Here is a 15,870-nt window from a genome sequence, read left to right on the forward strand (position 1 = left end):
GCGGGGGTTATTTATTGGCCCCTGCTGTTTGTTTTTTGTAGGTAGTTGATAACCTCTTCAGCCCATTCAATACAGGCCCTCTCACCAAGGATGCCTCGGCGTAAGGTCAAGTAGGGCATAGCTAACTCATGCTGCTTCTTTTTACTGCTACTGTGGTATTCATTTTCAATGGCCAGAAAGGTTTGTAGCATTCGCTTGTGGCTATCTCGGTAGTGCAACATTTCTTCTAGTAGCTGCTCTTTATCGGCTAGGTGGCCCGCGTAGATTTTAACTAAAAGGGCGTCTTTTACTTTGCCTAGTTTGAGAGGTTGTTGAACCCACTCTGAGAGTGCCTGTCTTCCTGAATCGGTGAGGGTGTATATTTTCTTGTCGGGCTTATCGTCTTGGGCTTCTAGCTGGTAGTCGATAAGGGCCTCATTATGCATCGTTTTAAGCTGAGCATAAATTTGCTGGTGGCTCGCATTCCAAAAATATCCTAGGTGGTCCTCAAAGCGCTTGAGTAGGTCGTATCCCGTCCCGTCTTCGGTTTCCAAAAGGGTGAGTATGGCGTGCTTTAAAGACATTGGGGCCTAATATCTAGTGATCTTAATGGGTGAGTGCGCCGCTATTGTAGCCTGAAAACCTCTTATGCAAAAGTTTGCATAACGGATCTCGCTCGTATACTCTAGTAAACAATGATATGCAACAAGTTGCATATTGCTGATGGGCGGAGCTAGCGCTTGTCACAGTTATCTGATTAAGCTGATTTAGCGATTAAAACCAACAATAAGAAGAGAGCTGCTATGGCTAAAGCAAAGAAAGTCAATGTTCGGACCGGTAAACGTTACCGCACAGGGCGTGCTGATGAACATTACGATGTCATTGTCGTCGGTTCAGGAATGGGTGGCTTAACGACAGCTGCTTTATTGTCTTTGTTGGGTAAAAAAGTCTGTGTGTTGGAGCAACACTATACTGCCGGTGGTTACACCCATGCCTATGAACGTGAAGGTTATGAATGGGATGTGGGAGTACACTACATTGGCGAGGTACATAAGCCATCGACCATGAAGCGCATGTTTGATGTGCTCAGCAATGGCCGCTTGAAGTGGGCAGCGATGGACCCTGTCTATGATCGAATTATCATTGCTGATAAGGCTCATGATTTTGTAGCCGGTCGCGATAACTTTGTTGAAGAACTCGTAAAGCACTTTCCCCAAGAACGTGAAGCGATTGAGAATTACGTCGCTTTGATACGAGATATGTCCAGCTCGACCCCTAAGTTTTTTGCAGGCCAAGCCATGCCGCGGTGGATGGCGGCCATATACAAACGCGTTCGCCCCTTGTTAGTTCGTAAGGAGTTTTTTCAGTCCACGCGTGAGGTTTTAGAAGGTCTAACTAGCAATCAGGACTTGATCAGCGTGCTCACTGGTCAGTGGGGTGATTACGGTCAAACGCCACGCGATGCAGCATTTTTAATGCACGCGCTTATCGCAAAACACTATCTTGCCGGTGGCGCTTACCCAGTGGGCGGAGCCAGTGAAATTGCTCGTTCCATTATTCCAACTATTCAAGTCAGCGGGGGTGAGGTTTTCACCTATGCCGAAGTTGAAGAAGTATTGGTAAAAGATAACAAAGCCTACGGCGTTAAGATGGCCAATGGTGATGAACTCTACGCCGATGTGGTTGTGAGCAATATCGGATTGCATAAAACACTCGGTAAGTTATACCCAGAAGCCAGTAGGGCGCAGCACAATGTGCAACAATGGTTAGGCGAAGAGAAATTAAATCACTCGAGTTCAAGTTACTGCCTTTACGCAGGTTTTAAAGGCAATAAAGAGGCCTTGGGCTTGGATACTACCAATCTATGGATTTACCCTAATGGGGACCACGAGGGAAATGTTGACGCTTTTCGAAAAGGCGAGCACAGCGATTTTCCATTGATTTATATCTCTTTTCCAAGCACTAAAGACCCGCAGTGGGATGAGCGCTTTCCCGACAAAAGCACGGTAGAAATTGTAACGATCGCCAATATCGAAGATTACGAGCCTTGGCAGGGAACCATGTGGCAGCAACGTGGTGATGATTATGAAGCTAAAAAAGAAGCGCTTGCTAAAGAGCTATTAGAAAAACTATTTAAGCAGCGCCCTCAGCTTCGAGAAGCTTTGGATTACTACGAGCTATCTACTCCGCTTTCTACTCAGTTTTACCAACACAATAGCGCCGGTGAGATTTACGGTGTTGATCACTGGGTAGAGCGATTCGATAAGGCCTGTATGCACCCAGAAACGGACATCAATAATCTATATATGACCGGTGCCGATGTTATGACCGCTGGAGTTGGCGGCGGTCTCATGGGCGGGGTGATGTGCACTATGCGTATTCTCGGGTTGCGCCGAGGCAAAGAGGTAATGGGGCTTTTTAAAAACTACAAAGAGGCTAGTTAATTGTTAGCCCTCAAAGCTTAATAGATAGTCTTCAAGAACAGCGATGGTGGCCACTTTCTCCCAGTGGTTCGCCTGCTTAAGTTGCTTGGGGCTACTAAAGCGTGTGCGATAAGACCAAGTGCCAATATTAATTGCATAAGTGAAGTTCATCAGCTGCTCTAGCTGCGATTTACTACCAGGAAAGTCGTAGTGTTTGAGTACTTGAATTAAAAGGGCGCTCACCTCTTTTTGGTGGCGCTCGTCCAAAGCCTCCATTTCGGGGTAAAGCTGCATAGCCTGGTTAAGCTCGCTCATTGTCCCGGAAGCCTGCTCTGCCTCGAACAGGTTTTCCAGGAGTTGCCCCATTCCTTCTTTCCAGTCTTGATAGCCTTCCAACTCAGGTAAAAAATCACTGATGAGTCGCCGCAGTGTTAGTAGGTAGTCTTCATACAGGGCCTGCAAAACGGCTTGTTTATTCTCGAAGTATTGATACAGAGAGCCAACCGATACACTGGCTGCTTTTGCCAATTTGGGCATGGTTAGGCTTTGCAGGCCTTCCTTGCGAAGCAAATCGCTGCAGCTTACTAGTATTTTTTGTACCCGCTCTTGAGACCTTTTTTGGCTGGGCTGCTTTTTCAGGCTATTGCTCATAATAATCTATATATCAATGGCTTAGCGCGCAGTATAGCAGCATGTCCGATTTCACAGCTACGCCCTGTTGTCAGCAGTATCCTAGCCAATTACCCCAAAAGGGTTAGGTGAATAATTATTCACTTTGGTTGACGCCTGTGTTGTCCTTGTTGCAATATAAATGTGAATAATCATTCATATAATAACATCGGAGTCGACTATGAATCGCCAAGCAATAGGTTTAGCCAGCTTTGCTCTTGCCTGTTTACCACTCGCTGTTAAAGCACAAAGCTCTGCAGGGCTTGAAGAGGTGGTAGTCACTGCCCAAAAACGTGATCAGAGTAGCCAAGATATTTCTGTAGCTGTTAGCGCATTTAATGGCGATCAGATTTCCAAATTGGGTAACACTGGCTTGCAGGAGCTAGCCGAGAACGTAGCCGGCGCAGAAATTTTCGATGATCGAGGATCAGGTCAACCCACTTGGGTGATTCGAGGCGTAGGCCTATCAGACTTCAACCCCAACAACACACCAACAGCGGCCATTTTTTACGATGAGGCCTACATGTTTTCCAATGTCTTAGGTGGCATTGGTTTATTCGATATAGAGCAGGTAGAGGTTTTAAAAGGACCGCAAGGTGGCTTGTACGGTCGTAATACTAGCGGTGGTGCTGTTAGGGTCAACTCCAGAGCCGCAAAAGTGGGCGAAGAAGGCAATGGTTATCTACGAGCAAGCTATGGTCGTTGGAACAAAAGTCGCATAGAAGCCGCTAGCGGTTTTGACCTAAGCGATTCGGTTGCACTACGAGTGGCGGCGGTAACGAGCCAAGGCGGTGGCTGGCAGGACAGCTTGGTAACAGAAGCTGATGACGAGTATGGCGATCAAGATTTTAGCGCTGTTCGAGCTCAACTAGCTTGGCAGCTAAACGAAAACACCGAAATGTTATTAAAGCTTGATGCCGGCCGTGATAAATCCGAAACCTATTTAGCGCAAGGTCAGGCAAGCCTATTGGCCGATGCTTCGGCTCGCTGCCCTAGTGTCGCAGCAGGTGGTCAAGCTAATGAACAGTGTTTTACTTTAGCGAATGTTTTGTCGAATTTTGTATTCGATTCCGGCACCGGGCCGTTGGCAAGTGAGCAAGATTCTCAAGGCTTCAAGACAACATCTAATCCAATTAATGCTCTAGATAATGATTGGCGTAGTGCCAATATGCGTTGGAATTGGGAGGGTGAGTCCCTGAGTTTTACGTCCATTACTACAGTGATGGATTATAACTTTAAGCAAGATTACGACTTTGACGCTTCCCACCTCACCTTGTTTCATGAGTTAAGCCAAAGTGAGTTAAAGGGTTGGTCACAAGAGTTTCGCTGGCAAGGAGAGTTTTCTGAAGAGCTCTATTGGTTATTCGGAACAAACTACAGCGATGAAGAAATCCAGGCACGACGTGATACCGATCTTAGCCAGTTAGCTGATTTTCCTGCAATAGGGTATCGAGCCTTTACACAAGAAACCCAATCGCTAGCGGCTTATGGCCAGCTGGAATGGCAATTCACAGAAGCTTTGAATTTGCATGGCTCGTTGCGTTACACCAAGGAAGATAAAGATCTGATTAATTATCGATTCTTTGAATCGGAAGCCAGTGGTATCGATATCAATGGCGACGGGGTATTGGCTCCTTTCTTCTGGTTGAATAATGTTAATCAAAAAGCCGACTTAGACAGCCACTTCTCTGGACATATAGGATTGGATTGGACGCCGGATGACAATCTTTTGTTTTACGCTAAGGCGACCCGTGGTTTTAAATCTGGCGGCTTCTTTGGTGGCTTTGCCTTTAGTGAAGCCGAGCTTAGCGCCTACGATGAGGAAATTATTTGGTCCTATGAGCTGGGTTGGAAGACAGATTTATTGGATCGTCGCCTACGTTTCAACGGCGCTTTGTATTACTACGATTACCAAGATGTGCAAGGCTTTACGCAAGTGTTTAGCGATCAATTGGGTGAAGTGCTCACTAAACTGGGCAATCTAGGAGATGCTGAACATAAAGGTGTGGAACTAGAATTTGTCTATTTGCCAGAGTCTATAGAGGGCTTGCAGCTTTCCTTGCAGGCTAACTATCTGGATGCAAACATTTCCGATAGCGCGACCATAGGCTTAGATCCAGACGGTGTGCAAGTTCCACTTCAAGGCTTGCAGCGCACTTTTGCACCTAAATACAGTTTAGGAATCCAGCTCGATCATCATACTAATCTTGGTGAAAACTATGAACTTAACAGTTCTGTGAATTACAGTTGGCGAGATGATGTTAATGCTGATGCTGCCTACGGCACCGATCTAGACAGAGCCTTATTTGGCATTGAAGCCTATTCATTATTGGGTATGCGTTTCGAACTGGTACCTCTAGCGGCAGATTGGAAGGCGGCTCTACGGATTAATAATTTGACTAATGAATCCTATACCTTAAGCCGTAGCTCTGATGACCTTGGAAGCTTTAATCGGGTGCAAGGTATGCCTAGAACTTGGGCCTTAGAGCTTTCTTACGATTGGTAAATCCTTCGATTAAATAACATAAGTCAAAGAAAGAAGCCGCTTTCTGAGAAGGCGGTTTCCGAATAGGTGATTCTGATGGTGAAGTTGAAAAAATCTCTGAGCAGTGTTTTGCGTTGTAAAGCTCTTACCGGCCTAGCGGCCGGTCTTTTTAGTACACAAATATTTGCGGCCACCACTGTTTACAGTAATGGCCAAATCTACACAATGAATCCGGAGCAGGCTTGGGCGAAATCTGTTGTTATTAAAGATGATCGCATTGTCTACGTAGGCGATTTTCAAGGTGAGAAAGCTTATCTGGATCAAGGTGCACAGCGAGTCGATCTAAACGGTAAGCTGATGTTACCGGGATTAATCGAAACTCATGCGCACCCGGTATTCGGATCTGTGTTGGCGTCGGGCTTAGTCTTTAATGTAGAGAAACCCAGCGTTGAATCATACATTGAGCAAACTAAAGCATATCTAAAGGCAAATGCAGACGCTCCTGTTATTTTTGGCTTTGGCTTTTATGCGGATAGTTTCGGAGAAGCAGGTCCGCGCAAAGAAATATTGGATAAGCTAGATGATAAAAGGCCCATCGTCTTTCTTGATGATGGTGGTCATAGTGCCTGGGCCAACTCAAAAGCTCTAGCCTTGGCAGGAGTAGATAAGCACTCGAAGGATCCTGTACCCGGCGTACATTTTTATCGGCGCGATGAAAACGGTGAACCAACGGGTTACGCATTGGAAACCCAGGCTGTAGAACCTCTTGTAGAAGCCCTTGGCGTTTATAAGGCTGAAAATGTAAAAAAACAATTGAGTGACTTAATGCCGATGTTTCCAATGCTGGGTTATACCACGGTTTTTGATGCAGGCATGCTCAGTATGACAGAAACAGGGCATCAAGCTTTGCAGTCCTTAGAGCAAGAAGGGCAGCTAAAAACCCGCATGATGACCTCGCTAAGTTTATTGGATCCAGGCAAGGCAGGCAGTGCCGTTGTTGATCTACAATCACTTTATAAGCGATATAAATCTGATTTGGTTTGGCCGAACACTCTAAAGATCCACAATGATGGAACCACAGAGGCCGAAACGGCGGCTCAAATTGAACCTTATCTAAATGACACAAGTAACTATGGCGGCTTGATACTTGAAGGCAAAAGCTTGGCTGATTTGGTGCTGTCCGTAGATAAGGCCGGATTTAATATCCATATTCACTCCATAGGGGATAGAGCTATTAAGGAGGCATTGGATGCCTTTGAGTTTGCTCGCACAAGCAATCCTAATAGTAGCAATCGTTTTTCTACAGCGCATACAGAGCTGGTTCGCCCTGAAGATCATAAGCGCTTTGCTCAACTGGATGTTGTCGCACAAACGACGCCACTATGGTTTGGTATGGAGCGTGCACATTCCACCAAGGTGCTTGGTAAAGATCGATCCTCACGCTTATATAGCTTTGCTGATATTTATCGCAGTGGCGGTAAGGTAACCTTTGGTAGTGACTTTCCAGTAAGTGGCGGTTTACCAGGCCTAGTTGCAATGGCTCAAATTGAATCAGGTATGACAAGAAGCCTGCCGGGTAATAGCCCTAACCAAGCTCAGCCGCGAGCCGAGTCAGCGTTCAGCCTAGATGCAATGTTACGGGGCTATACCATTGATGCGGCCTACCAAATCAATCGTGAGAAGGAGTTGGGTTCGATTGAAGTTGGGAAAAAGGCCGATTTAATCGTGATGCAAGAAAACCTATTCACCTTGCCACCACAGCAAATACATAAAGCAAAAGTAGAGCGTACGATTCTTAATGGTGAGCTTATTTATCAGCGTGGTGCCGAGTCGGCTGCGATAGAAGCTGAGATGGGTTTGTAAATAGAGGAGAGATTGATACCAGCCCTATATAGCAAGGATGAATATATAGGGTTCCTTGTTTTTGTTTGCGTTATCTCTTAAGTAAAAGGCCTTCACTTGAAAAGTTAGTTATAACTAGTATATATTCTAAGCATCCACATTGAGGTGCTGTGCCATGAATATACGTGTTGCTTGCTGCTTAGCGGCAGCTTTCTTAATGCCAGCTGCTTTTGCATCTGAAGAAGCCGATCAGTTGCTGTGGGGTGATACCCATGTCCATACCAAGTTATCTTTCGATTCTTTTTTAAGTGGTAATCTTAGCATTGGTCCAGATGAGGCTTTTCGCTGGGCCCAAGGGGAGCCCCTGGTTCATCCATACAGTAAGGCGAGGGTGCAAATTAATCGCCCCTTAGATTTCATGGTAGTTGCAGATCATGCCGAGTTTATGGGTGTGATCGAGACAGCGTATAAAAGCGATGAGCACTATCAAGAATTAGGGTTTTGGGCGAGTGTAAAACGTTGGCTCTTGACCCGTATTTTGCGCTATAAAATTTCTGCCGGAACTGGCCATGAGATTGAATCAGACAATCAGCCTAAACCACCTAAAAATCCACAAGGTGATCCAGTAACGGATCTGAATAATGAGCCGCCCAGTGGTTTCTTTGGTGATACTGAGCACATTGAAACAACGGCGTGGAAGCAGATCGTGGATGCGGCTGAAAAGCACAATCAGCCCGGTAAATTTAGTGCGATTATAGGCTGGGAGTGGTCATCAACGCCAAGTGGCAATAACCTTCATAGAGTCGTCATAACACCCAATGGCGCCAGCGAAGCCTTACGTTATCTTCCTTTTGGTTCAGATCAAAGCCAGTATCCAGAAGATCTTTGGAATTGGCTGGATAAAACAAGTAAGGCGAGCGAGTCCGAGTTTATAGCGATTCCACATAATCCAAATATATCTAATGGCTTTATGTTTCCTGATCGTCGCATTGATGGGCGTGAAATGGACAAGCTTTACATCGATCAACGTCGACGTTGGGAACCGGTTATAGAAATGACCCAGTTCAAGGGTGATTCAGAGACTCATCCGGTACTCTCTCCTGATGATGTGTTCGCTGATTTCGAGCGTTACAACTTTATTATTCAGCAGGGGGCCGACGATAGTAGTTATAAGGCAAAGGCGGGCAGTTTTGCCCGCCCCGCCTTAAAGCGAGGCCTAGAGCTGGAACAGCGTTATGGTGCTAACCCATTCAAGTTTGGCTTTATTGGTTCTAGTGATACTCATACAGGCTTGTCATCAACCGAAGAAAATAATTTTCACGGAAAAATGGTAAGGGATTCCATACCTGAGAATAAAGCCGATACACGAATAGACGGTCGTGTAAGTGGATGGTCTATGTCTGCTCAAGGTTTAGCGGCCGTCTGGGCAAGTGAGAATAGTAGGCAAGCAATCTTTGATGCGTTTCGACGCCGAGAAGTTTATGCAACAACAGGCACGCGTATTCAGTTGCGATTTTTTGCAGGTGGTGATTTATCCAGTATTAAAAACCTTAACGGGACAGAGCTAAAACAAGCCTATCGCTTAGCAGTGCCGATGGGAGGAGACCTCCTCCTCGATTCTGATTCGAGTTCTCCGGACTTTTTGGTGCAAGTAAAACGAGATGAGCAATCTATCGGGCTGGATCGGGTTCAAATAGTAAAGGGCTGGTTGGACGAGCAGGGGAGCTTGCAGGAAAAGGTATTTAATATCGCGTGGCATGGAGATAGGGCGCTTGATAAGAAAGGCCGACTCGCAGCAGCAAAGGTGGATATTGATCTAAGAACCGGGCGGTTTAATCATGAGCAAGGAGCTCGGCAGTTTTTTGTCAAGTGGAAAGATCCAGAGTTTAATCCGAAGGAGAAAGCATTCTATTATATAAGGGTGCTAGAGTTGCCTACAATGCGTCATTCTCAATATGATGCGATTGCACTGGGCTTGAATAAAGCGAATGATGAGCCAGTTTTAATTCAGGAAAGGGCTTACTCTTCACCAATTTGGGTAAGCAGTGTAGTTGAAGAATAAATAGGGTTGTTAGCGCCTCACAGAAGAGGCGCTACTTTAATTGCGAGGGGTTATTTAGGCTTGCGGAATTTTAGTGTCCAGCGATCGGTATTGCCGGTTACGGATTTAGCGCCAACCTCATAGCGAAGCTCGTCATCTTCGCGGTAGTGAATGTCACTATAATCTACGAACTCAAAGCCTAGGGCCTGAATTTCCTTAATGGCTTTTACTGGGTCGAAACGGCGTCGATTGCTGTTATTGCCCGCTTCCATATGGCGTGCTGTATGATCGACAACGGCGTAAATGCCCCCCGGTTTTAATGCCATCCAAGCGGCTTTGTTCATAGCCGCACGGCCACCGTCGCTCAAATTATGGTAGTTACGGAAGGTAAAAACGATATCGGCGTTCTTTACGCCAATTTTACTAAGCTCTAGATCTGAAAATCGAGCTCCTGGCTGACGGCTAAACTTAGCGTCGTTTTCCGCGATGTTCATTTTCTCAAAGCCAGCTTTATCCGCTAGAGATTTACTAATACGACTGGTACCTAGAGCCGCATGGTACTCGCCTTTTTCAGCTACTACTGGCACCAGCAATTTAGTGTACCAGCCGCCTCCAGGGATAAATTCAACGATCTTCATATCGTCGCGCAGACCAAAAAATTCCAAAGTCTCTACGGGCTTACGGTTTCGATCACGCGCAGTTTCTTTTTCAGTTCGAATGTCGGCCTTCATGGCGGCTTCAATTTTGCTTTTCGTGCTATCAAAGCTGTCAGCCCAGCTATTGGCGCTAAGCGCGAGGGAGGTAATGAGTATTGCGGAGCTAAATCGCATAATGAGATCCTAGAGTATGATTTATCTATTTTAGTAGGGTTATTGCAGTCAGTAGCAATAGTTTGCTTCGGCTTAAAGATTAACATTCAAGCAGAAGATCTTAGTGTTGACTCTATCTCCCAATGCGCTAAGGTGAGCTGATATGGCGGTGAGTGGTGAAAGCTTGACGATAGATTAAATAGCTTGTTAAAGGGAACGAGCCCCACCGCTACTGTTTTTTTAAGAGTCAACGTTTATTGAAAAGGATGTCTACATGCTGTCTAAAAATTATCCAGCGCTTTCTGTTGTTTTATCGGCGCTTGTTGTTAGCTTGGCGGCCTGTGAAGTGGTTCCACGAAACAAAGGCTATAAGAACAAGCAAGATCTCCCGAGCAGGCAGCTCGAAAACTGTCAGCCAGCTACAGATACTCAGCCTGTATTTCTCTCAGGTAAATCTCCGATCTATCCAGCGCAAAGATTAATGGCTAGACAGCAAGGTGAATCCATTGTGTCCTTAGTGGTAGACGTTCATGGTCGAGTGAAGAATGTAGAGGATGTTAAATCTACCCACCCAGCGTTTTTCAATCATACCGCCGCCGCTGTCGATGAGTGGACTTTTAAGCCCGCCTACCATCAGGGCAAGGCTGTCGAGGTGCAGTGTAAATTTCGTATGGGCTATTCGTTTAGATAGTTTTAGAGATATCGCCGATAAGACTCACTAAAACCAGAAATGTACCCGCGTATGCCACAAGCGTCTGGCTTAAATCAATTTCTTTTGCTGGAAGTGGATTGCTAAAGCTAATTACAGTACTGCGAAGCTCTTCAAATGAGTAGGGGAAGCTGATAGTAACCAGGAAGATACCCAAGTAGCCTATCGCTTCTAGATGCTTTCCTGCATCAAGCTGCACCACCGTGAGTAGGAGCAAAGAAAGGGCGCATACTGTTTTCATTTTTATATTTCCTTGTTTTGTGTGACCAAAACTCTTTAAGCTTAATGTGCTTCTATGTAAATTGCATATTTCATCTCTTTTCTTAGGTTTTGAATGTAATTTCTGAGAAGTCTAATTAGCAGATATCATGATGATTAATTTAGTAGGCAATATGGCCTGCAGGGACTTTATCCAATAAAACTCTGTATTAAATATCATCGTCTTCTACAAGTGGCGAAAGTAGAGAGATCAAGGGCGTGATTATTATGAAACTGAATAACCCGCAAATCCAAACGTCATCGCTTTTCCCGATTAACTCATGGAAGTCTAATAGCGATAGGGATACGAATATCACAAAGTTTAATAGCATGTACTTTTTGTTATTATCAATCCATTTTGGTTTTGCTAACTCCCCACAGTGCGGGCATTGACACGCAAGTGCAACTAGGATGGAGGATCTTTGGGATAACGACATATCATAGTTACATTTTGGGCATTTCATATTTTTCTACCGAATTAAAAGTGGCTGTTTCCAGCCACTGTCGCCTAGTCTGCCTTTTTCAAAGCTTTTTTAGTTGCTTTGTAAGTGTAGTACCCCGCAGCGGCACCCGCTGCCCCAGCCGCTGAATAGGTAACTACTTTCCCTATAGCAATGATTACAGGTACAAATAAGAGACCGCCAGAAGCTTGTTGTGTCTGTTTCTTACTTAGAACTTTCATTTCTAACCCCTTAGTCTTCCAAAATCGCGGTTGTAGCACCACCCGCAGCGCCGGTAACAGCTGCTGCAGCAATCTTTCTAGCTGCGTATCGAGCTGCAACTCTAGCGGCAACGTGCGCAACAATTACAACTCCAATCGGAATGAGTCCACCCGAAACCTGGTTTACGTTAGATTTTTGTAGTGTTTTCATCGGTATCTCTCCTATAGTAGTTGAAGTTTGTTTAACGACTGAGCGAATGGTAGTGATGGGTCGGTGTTTGCGTCTTTATCTAGCCTTATATTCCAATTTCTATCTTTGAAATACCCGCCGGAGATTAAATGTAGAGTGCTATTGCTAAGTGTTTTCATGTTGATACCTATATTTTGTTAATGGCCGCTTCTTCCTTTGCATTGGTGATTCCTATCTTGCGACGTTTGTAATCTAGTTTTTTGCTCGATTTATTAAATAAGCCATAAGTTGTCTTGCTACGATTTATCATCGTTTGCCTTAATTACCGCTCATAGATTTACTCTGTTTGTCTGATTCTCTCACCATTACACAGCTATCTATCATTCATCTATCCGATAACTAGCATGGAATTAAGCTGTGTTCAGACAAGAAGCCATAAATCAACAAACCCATAGGCTTGAAGGCCGAGTGCTGTTGACCCACTCGAAAGGACTGCTTTTCTGGATTTCTATTTTCCTAAGTTTCTTTTTGATCGCATTAGTTTTCCTGTCGGTCGCGGAGTATTCAAAAAAGAATTTTGCGCAAGGTTATATTGTTTCATCTCAGGCGATTACTCGGCACACTGTAGATAAGCCCTCGATTATCGAGGAGGTTTTTGTTTCAGAAGGGCAGCTAGTGGAGAAGGGGCAGAAGCTTGCTCGTATTACTCGTAACAGAATTACCGACGGTTCTGGTGTGTCAAAAGTTGAGGCGGCCATATCGAGTATTCAAAGTGATCTTTCTCGATTGTCAGAGGAAGAGAATCTCTATAAAGAAAGCACAAAGACAGAGCTTAGTGCCTTACAGTTGGAAATCAAAAGTCTAAATGATGAGTCGGAACTACTTAATAAGCAAGAATCGCTTGCAAAAACTAAGTTAGTGATAGCTGAAAAACAACTGGCTCGAAGTAAGTTACTCTCGAAGAAGTTTTATATCAGGGCGCAGGATGTCGACTTGGTGCACGAAAAAGTTGTCTCAGAAAAAAGTCAGGTGGCACATCTTGCTTATCAAGCAACCCTTAAGCGCCGAGAAAAAATTAAGATCGAAAAATCATTAAAGAGTTTAGGGCATGATCTCGAATCTAAATTGCTTGCCATAGAGCAGCAAAGGAGTCAATTAAGCTTAAAGCTTCAGGATATCAGCTCCGAAAAGCAGTCTTATCTTGTGGCGAAGGGTGCTGGGAGGGTTTCTAGTTTGCTACTCCGTAAAGGAGAGCTGGCAAATCCGGCGGTCTCGGTGGTTGATATTCTTCCCCAGGACTCCAGTTGGCAGGCGGTTTTACTGTTACCCGCGAACAGTTCTGGACTGATCGCTGAGGGGCAGGCGGTGAATATTCGTATGGAAGCATTTCCTTATCAGCAGTTTGGTACTTTGAAAGGTAAGTTGCTCAAGCTTGATCAAAGCTTAAGTCACCCTGGCGAGGTAAGGCTGGAGCTTAGCCCGCAGGCGGCTGTTTACCGTGCTTGGGTAAGTATTGATTCGCAGACAATTCAATATCAAGGCAAGGAGTATGGTTTGCGACAGGGGATGTTGCTAAGTGCAGATGTGATTCAACAGCGAAAATCGATATTGGCCTGGCTATTTGGAAGTCTAAGCGAAGCCATTGATAGATTGTAAGTGAGGGAGATAGTGAAATGGGCTCTACAGCAGAACTACTGGATTTCGGATTTTCAAAAAAGGTACCCATTATTCTTCAGTCTGAAGTCGCTGAATGCGGCTTAGCTTGCCTCGCCATGATTTTGTCTTTTTACGGTTATAAGTCGAGCGTAGTAAATCTCAGGGGATGTATGAGCGGTGGCCTGCAAGGGTGTAATTTGCAGCAACTTATGGACGCCGCAGAAGAAAAACATCTAGGGAGTCGTGCTTTGCAATGCGAGTTACAAGAGATTGGCCAATTGCAAACACCTTGTGTCTTACACTGGGATATGAATCACTTTGTTGTGTTAGAGAGCGTCTCTTCCTCCAATAAAAAGGTGGTTATTGTCGACCCCGCTAAGGGGCGGCTCACGATGGATTTGGCTCAGTTTTCCCAGCATTTCACCGGTATCGCTTTAGAACTTAGCCCCAACGAAGGGTTTGAGCTTAAAGATATTCGCAACCCATTGCGTTTAAAGCAGTTATGGTCTGGTATTCAGGGCCTTCCTAGCCAACTTGTGTTAATGCTATTGCTTTCTGTGGTGCTTCAGCTCTGCGCACTGGCCATGCCCTATTATATGCAAATTGTCATGGATGAGATTTTGCTGTTAGCCGATAAATCTCTGATGTTGGTAGTGTTTATCGGTTTTTGTTTGATCACTTTGTTTTCTACAGTCGCATCGATATGTCGATCCTTTCTTTTATTGCGGCTTTCCAGTCTCTTAAGCTTGTTTATGGGGAGTAATCTATTTCGTCATTTAAGCAGGCTATCAATGAGCTTCTTTGAAGCTCGTCATGTTGGAGATATCGTCTCTCGTTTTTCTTCTCTGGGCTTTATTCGAGAACGAATTACTCAAGGGGTCGTAGAAACCATCGTAGATGGTGCAATGTCAGTTCTGGTTTTGGCTTTGATGTTTATCTATTCCCCAAAACTAACATTTTGCGTTTTGGCAATTGCCTTAGCGTATTTCCTGTTTCGTTTTGCCTTGTATAGTCGGTTTAAACAAGCCAATGAAAGCTTGATAGAGTGTACGGCAAAAGAAGATAGCTGCTTCTTGGAAACTGTACGAGGTATGCAAGCTATTCGCTTATTTGGTGCCGAAAATAAACGACTGCAAAACTGGCAAGGGCGTTACGCCGATAAGATCAATGCCGAAATATCAATCGGTCATTTAAGCATACTCTATGAATCTTTTGAGAAGCTACTATTTGGTATCGGTAATCTACTAGTGGTTTACCTTGGGGTTATGGCAGTAATCGGAAATGTTATCAGCATAGGGGTGCTAATCTCATTTATAGCGTATAAACGTCTATTGCTTGAGCGCTTGATGGGCCTAACCGAGCAAGTCATTCAGTTTCGCTTACTAAGGCTGCACCTTGATCGGGTTTCGGATATAGCCTTGGAGCAGCAAGAGGCTTATAGGGAAGGGCATGGCATGGCTAAAAAGGTAGCTAGCAATGTACCCCTACTAGAGCTAAGAGGCCTTTCGTTCACCTATCCAGGGCAATATTCGGCTACTTTTAGTGATGTTAATTTGAAGATCATGCCAGGCGATTCACTTGCTATTACCGGACCATCGGGCAGTGGAAAGACAACTCTGTTAAAAATTATGCTCGGCTTATTACAACCCACAGAAGGCGCAGTTCTGTTTCAGGGTGTCGACATCAGAGAATTAGGCCTACATCAATATCGTCAGCAACTTGCGGCTGTTATGCAAAACGATACTTTAATGGCTGGCACCATAGCTGATAATGTGGCTTTCTTCGATGCTCAGATTGATTTTGAACATTTGCAAAACTGCTGTTCCATGGCTTGCATCGATGAAGATATTCAGTCCATGGTGATGGGCTACAACTCCCTAGTAGGTGATATGGGAAGCAGTTTGTCAGGAGGCCAGTTGCAAAGAGTGCTGCTAGCAAGAGCTTTATACCGAAAGCCTAATATTCTGTTTTTGGATGAGGCCAGTAGCCACTTAGATATCAATAATGAAAAACGGATTTATGAATCGCTTTGTGCTTCTGGTCAGACGGTGATTTCGGTTGCTCATCGCAGTGAGGCTATCGCTAGTGCAAAGCAGGTATTCCGTTTGGATGGCGGCTGCAATCACCACTTGTTGGCGTGAGGCGGAT

Annotated in this window: 13 protein-coding genes; 7 read left to right on the top strand and 6 right to left on the bottom strand. The window is 44.9% G+C overall.

Features of this window, described 5'->3' with window-relative positions:
* Nucleotides 1-11: 11 nt before the first annotated feature.
* Nucleotides 12-563 (bottom strand): PadR family transcriptional regulator, encoded by a 552-nt coding sequence (locus Q1A08_RS11665; protein WP_299773052.1) that lies wholly within the window; start codon nucleotides 561-563, stop codon nucleotides 12-14.
* A gap of 219 nt (nucleotides 564-782) precedes the next feature.
* Here Q1A08_RS11665 and Q1A08_RS11670 point away from each other — a divergent pair, with 219 nt between their 5' ends.
* Complete coding sequence (locus tag Q1A08_RS11670; RefSeq protein WP_299773053.1) at nucleotides 783-2,423, top strand: NAD(P)/FAD-dependent oxidoreductase; 1,641 nt, start codon at nucleotides 783-785, stop codon at nucleotides 2,421-2,423.
* 3 nt (nucleotides 2,424-2,426) lie between these two features.
* On the opposite strand, the gene Q1A08_RS11675 is transcribed toward Q1A08_RS11670, so the two are convergent.
* The gene (locus Q1A08_RS11675) at nucleotides 2,427-3,053 is read right to left on the bottom strand and encodes a TetR/AcrR family transcriptional regulator (protein ID WP_299773054.1); all 627 of its coding nucleotides are present in this window, start codon (nucleotides 3,051-3,053) and stop codon (nucleotides 2,427-2,429) included.
* Between the two features lie 199 nt (nucleotides 3,054-3,252).
* Here Q1A08_RS11675 and Q1A08_RS11680 point away from each other — a divergent pair, with 199 nt between their 5' ends.
* From Q1A08_RS11680 to Q1A08_RS11690, 3 genes are all read left to right on the top strand, one after another.
* Entirely contained in the window at nucleotides 3,253-5,577 is a 2,325-nt protein-coding gene (locus tag Q1A08_RS11680; protein ID WP_299773055.1) for a TonB-dependent receptor, read from the top strand.
* A gap of 75 nt (nucleotides 5,578-5,652) precedes the next feature.
* Nucleotides 5,653-7,419, top strand: coding sequence for an amidohydrolase (locus tag Q1A08_RS11685; protein ID WP_299773056.1), 1,767 nt, complete (start codon nucleotides 5,653-5,655; stop codon nucleotides 7,417-7,419).
* A gap of 154 nt (nucleotides 7,420-7,573) precedes the next feature.
* Nucleotides 7,574-9,460 carry a DUF3604 domain-containing protein gene (locus tag Q1A08_RS11690; protein WP_299773057.1) on the top strand — a complete coding sequence of 629 codons (1,887 nt, stop codon included), beginning with the start codon at nucleotides 7,574-7,576 and terminating at the stop codon, nucleotides 9,458-9,460.
* Nucleotides 9,461-9,510: 50 nt separating this feature from the next.
* On the opposite strand, the gene Q1A08_RS11695 is transcribed toward Q1A08_RS11690, so the two are convergent.
* Nucleotides 9,511-10,269 (bottom strand): methyltransferase, encoded by a 759-nt coding sequence (locus Q1A08_RS11695; protein WP_299773058.1) that lies wholly within the window; start codon nucleotides 10,267-10,269, stop codon nucleotides 9,511-9,513.
* 253 nt (nucleotides 10,270-10,522) lie between these two features.
* Between Q1A08_RS11695 and Q1A08_RS11700 the strand changes: the two genes are divergently transcribed.
* The gene (locus Q1A08_RS11700; protein WP_299773059.1) at nucleotides 10,523-10,939 is read left to right on the top strand and encodes an energy transducer TonB; all 417 of its coding nucleotides are present in this window, start codon (nucleotides 10,523-10,525) and stop codon (nucleotides 10,937-10,939) included.
* On the opposite strand, the gene Q1A08_RS11705 is transcribed toward Q1A08_RS11700, so the two are convergent.
* The 3 genes from Q1A08_RS11705 to Q1A08_RS11715 form a co-directional block, all read right to left on the bottom strand.
* Entirely contained in the window at nucleotides 10,932-11,198 is a 267-nt protein-coding gene (locus tag Q1A08_RS11705; protein WP_299773060.1) for a hypothetical protein, read from the bottom strand. The two genes, Q1A08_RS11700 and Q1A08_RS11705, sit on opposite strands and share 8 nt — an antisense overlap.
* A gap of 525 nt (nucleotides 11,199-11,723) precedes the next feature.
* Nucleotides 11,724-11,897: a hypothetical protein gene (locus Q1A08_RS11710; RefSeq protein WP_299773062.1), complete on the bottom strand. Its 174-nt coding sequence runs from the start codon at nucleotides 11,895-11,897 to the stop codon at nucleotides 11,724-11,726.
* Nucleotides 11,898-11,907: 10 nt separating this feature from the next.
* On the bottom strand, nucleotides 11,908-12,087 hold the full coding sequence (locus tag Q1A08_RS11715; RefSeq protein WP_299773064.1) for a hypothetical protein: 180 nt from the start codon (nucleotides 12,085-12,087) through the stop codon (nucleotides 11,908-11,910).
* 396 nt (nucleotides 12,088-12,483) lie between these two features.
* Between Q1A08_RS11715 and Q1A08_RS11720 the strand changes: the two genes are divergently transcribed.
* Together Q1A08_RS11720 and Q1A08_RS11725 are read left to right on the top strand one after the other, a co-directional pair.
* A complete protein-coding gene (locus Q1A08_RS11720; protein ID WP_299773066.1) occupies nucleotides 12,484-13,722 on the top strand; it encodes an HlyD family efflux transporter periplasmic adaptor subunit in 1,239 nt (412 codons plus the stop codon).
* Between the two features lie 17 nt (nucleotides 13,723-13,739).
* A complete protein-coding gene (locus Q1A08_RS11725; RefSeq protein WP_299773068.1) occupies nucleotides 13,740-15,863 on the top strand; it encodes a peptidase domain-containing ABC transporter in 2,124 nt (707 codons plus the stop codon).
* Nucleotides 15,864-15,870 lie beyond the last annotated feature (7 nt).

The sequence above is a fragment of the uncultured Pseudoteredinibacter sp. genome (assembly GCF_947500695.1).
Taxonomy (GTDB): Bacteria; Pseudomonadota; Gammaproteobacteria; order Pseudomonadales; family Cellvibrionaceae; genus Pseudoteredinibacter.

What these genes read in the sequence shown, in the direction of transcription:
- Q1A08_RS11710 (WP_299773062.1), bottom strand. Translation starts at nt 11,897, where the DNA reads ATGAAAGTTCTAAGTAAGAAACAGACACAACAAGCTTCTGGCGGTCTC.
- Q1A08_RS11715 (WP_299773064.1), bottom strand. Translation starts at nt 12,087, where the DNA reads ATGAAAACACTACAAAAATCTAACGTAAACCAGGTTTCGGGTGGACTC.
- Q1A08_RS11705 (WP_299773060.1), bottom strand. Translation starts at nt 11,198, where the DNA reads ATGAAAACAGTATGCGCCCTTTCTTTGCTCCTACTCACGGTGGTGCAG.
- Q1A08_RS11700 (WP_299773059.1), top strand. Translation starts at nt 10,523, where the DNA reads ATGCTGTCTAAAAATTATCCAGCGCTTTCTGTTGTTTTATCGGCGCTT.
- Q1A08_RS11670 (WP_299773053.1), top strand. Translation starts at nt 783, where the DNA reads ATGGCTAAAGCAAAGAAAGTCAATGTTCGGACCGGTAAACGTTACCGC.
- Q1A08_RS11690 (WP_299773057.1), top strand. Translation starts at nt 7,574, where the DNA reads ATGAATATACGTGTTGCTTGCTGCTTAGCGGCAGCTTTCTTAATGCCA.
- Q1A08_RS11680 (WP_299773055.1), top strand. Translation starts at nt 3,253, where the DNA reads ATGAATCGCCAAGCAATAGGTTTAGCCAGCTTTGCTCTTGCCTGTTTA.
- Q1A08_RS11695 (WP_299773058.1), bottom strand. Translation starts at nt 10,269, where the DNA reads ATGCGATTTAGCTCCGCAATACTCATTACCTCCCTCGCGCTTAGCGCC.
- Q1A08_RS11725 (WP_299773068.1), top strand. Translation starts at nt 13,740, where the DNA reads ATGGGCTCTACAGCAGAACTACTGGATTTCGGATTTTCAAAAAAGGTA.
- Q1A08_RS11685 (WP_299773056.1), top strand. Translation starts at nt 5,653, where the DNA reads ATGGTGAAGTTGAAAAAATCTCTGAGCAGTGTTTTGCGTTGTAAAGCT.
- Q1A08_RS11675 (WP_299773054.1), bottom strand. Translation starts at nt 3,053, where the DNA reads ATGAGCAATAGCCTGAAAAAGCAGCCCAGCCAAAAAAGGTCTCAAGAG.
- Q1A08_RS11665 (WP_299773052.1), bottom strand. Translation starts at nt 563, where the DNA reads ATGTCTTTAAAGCACGCCATACTCACCCTTTTGGAAACCGAAGACGGG.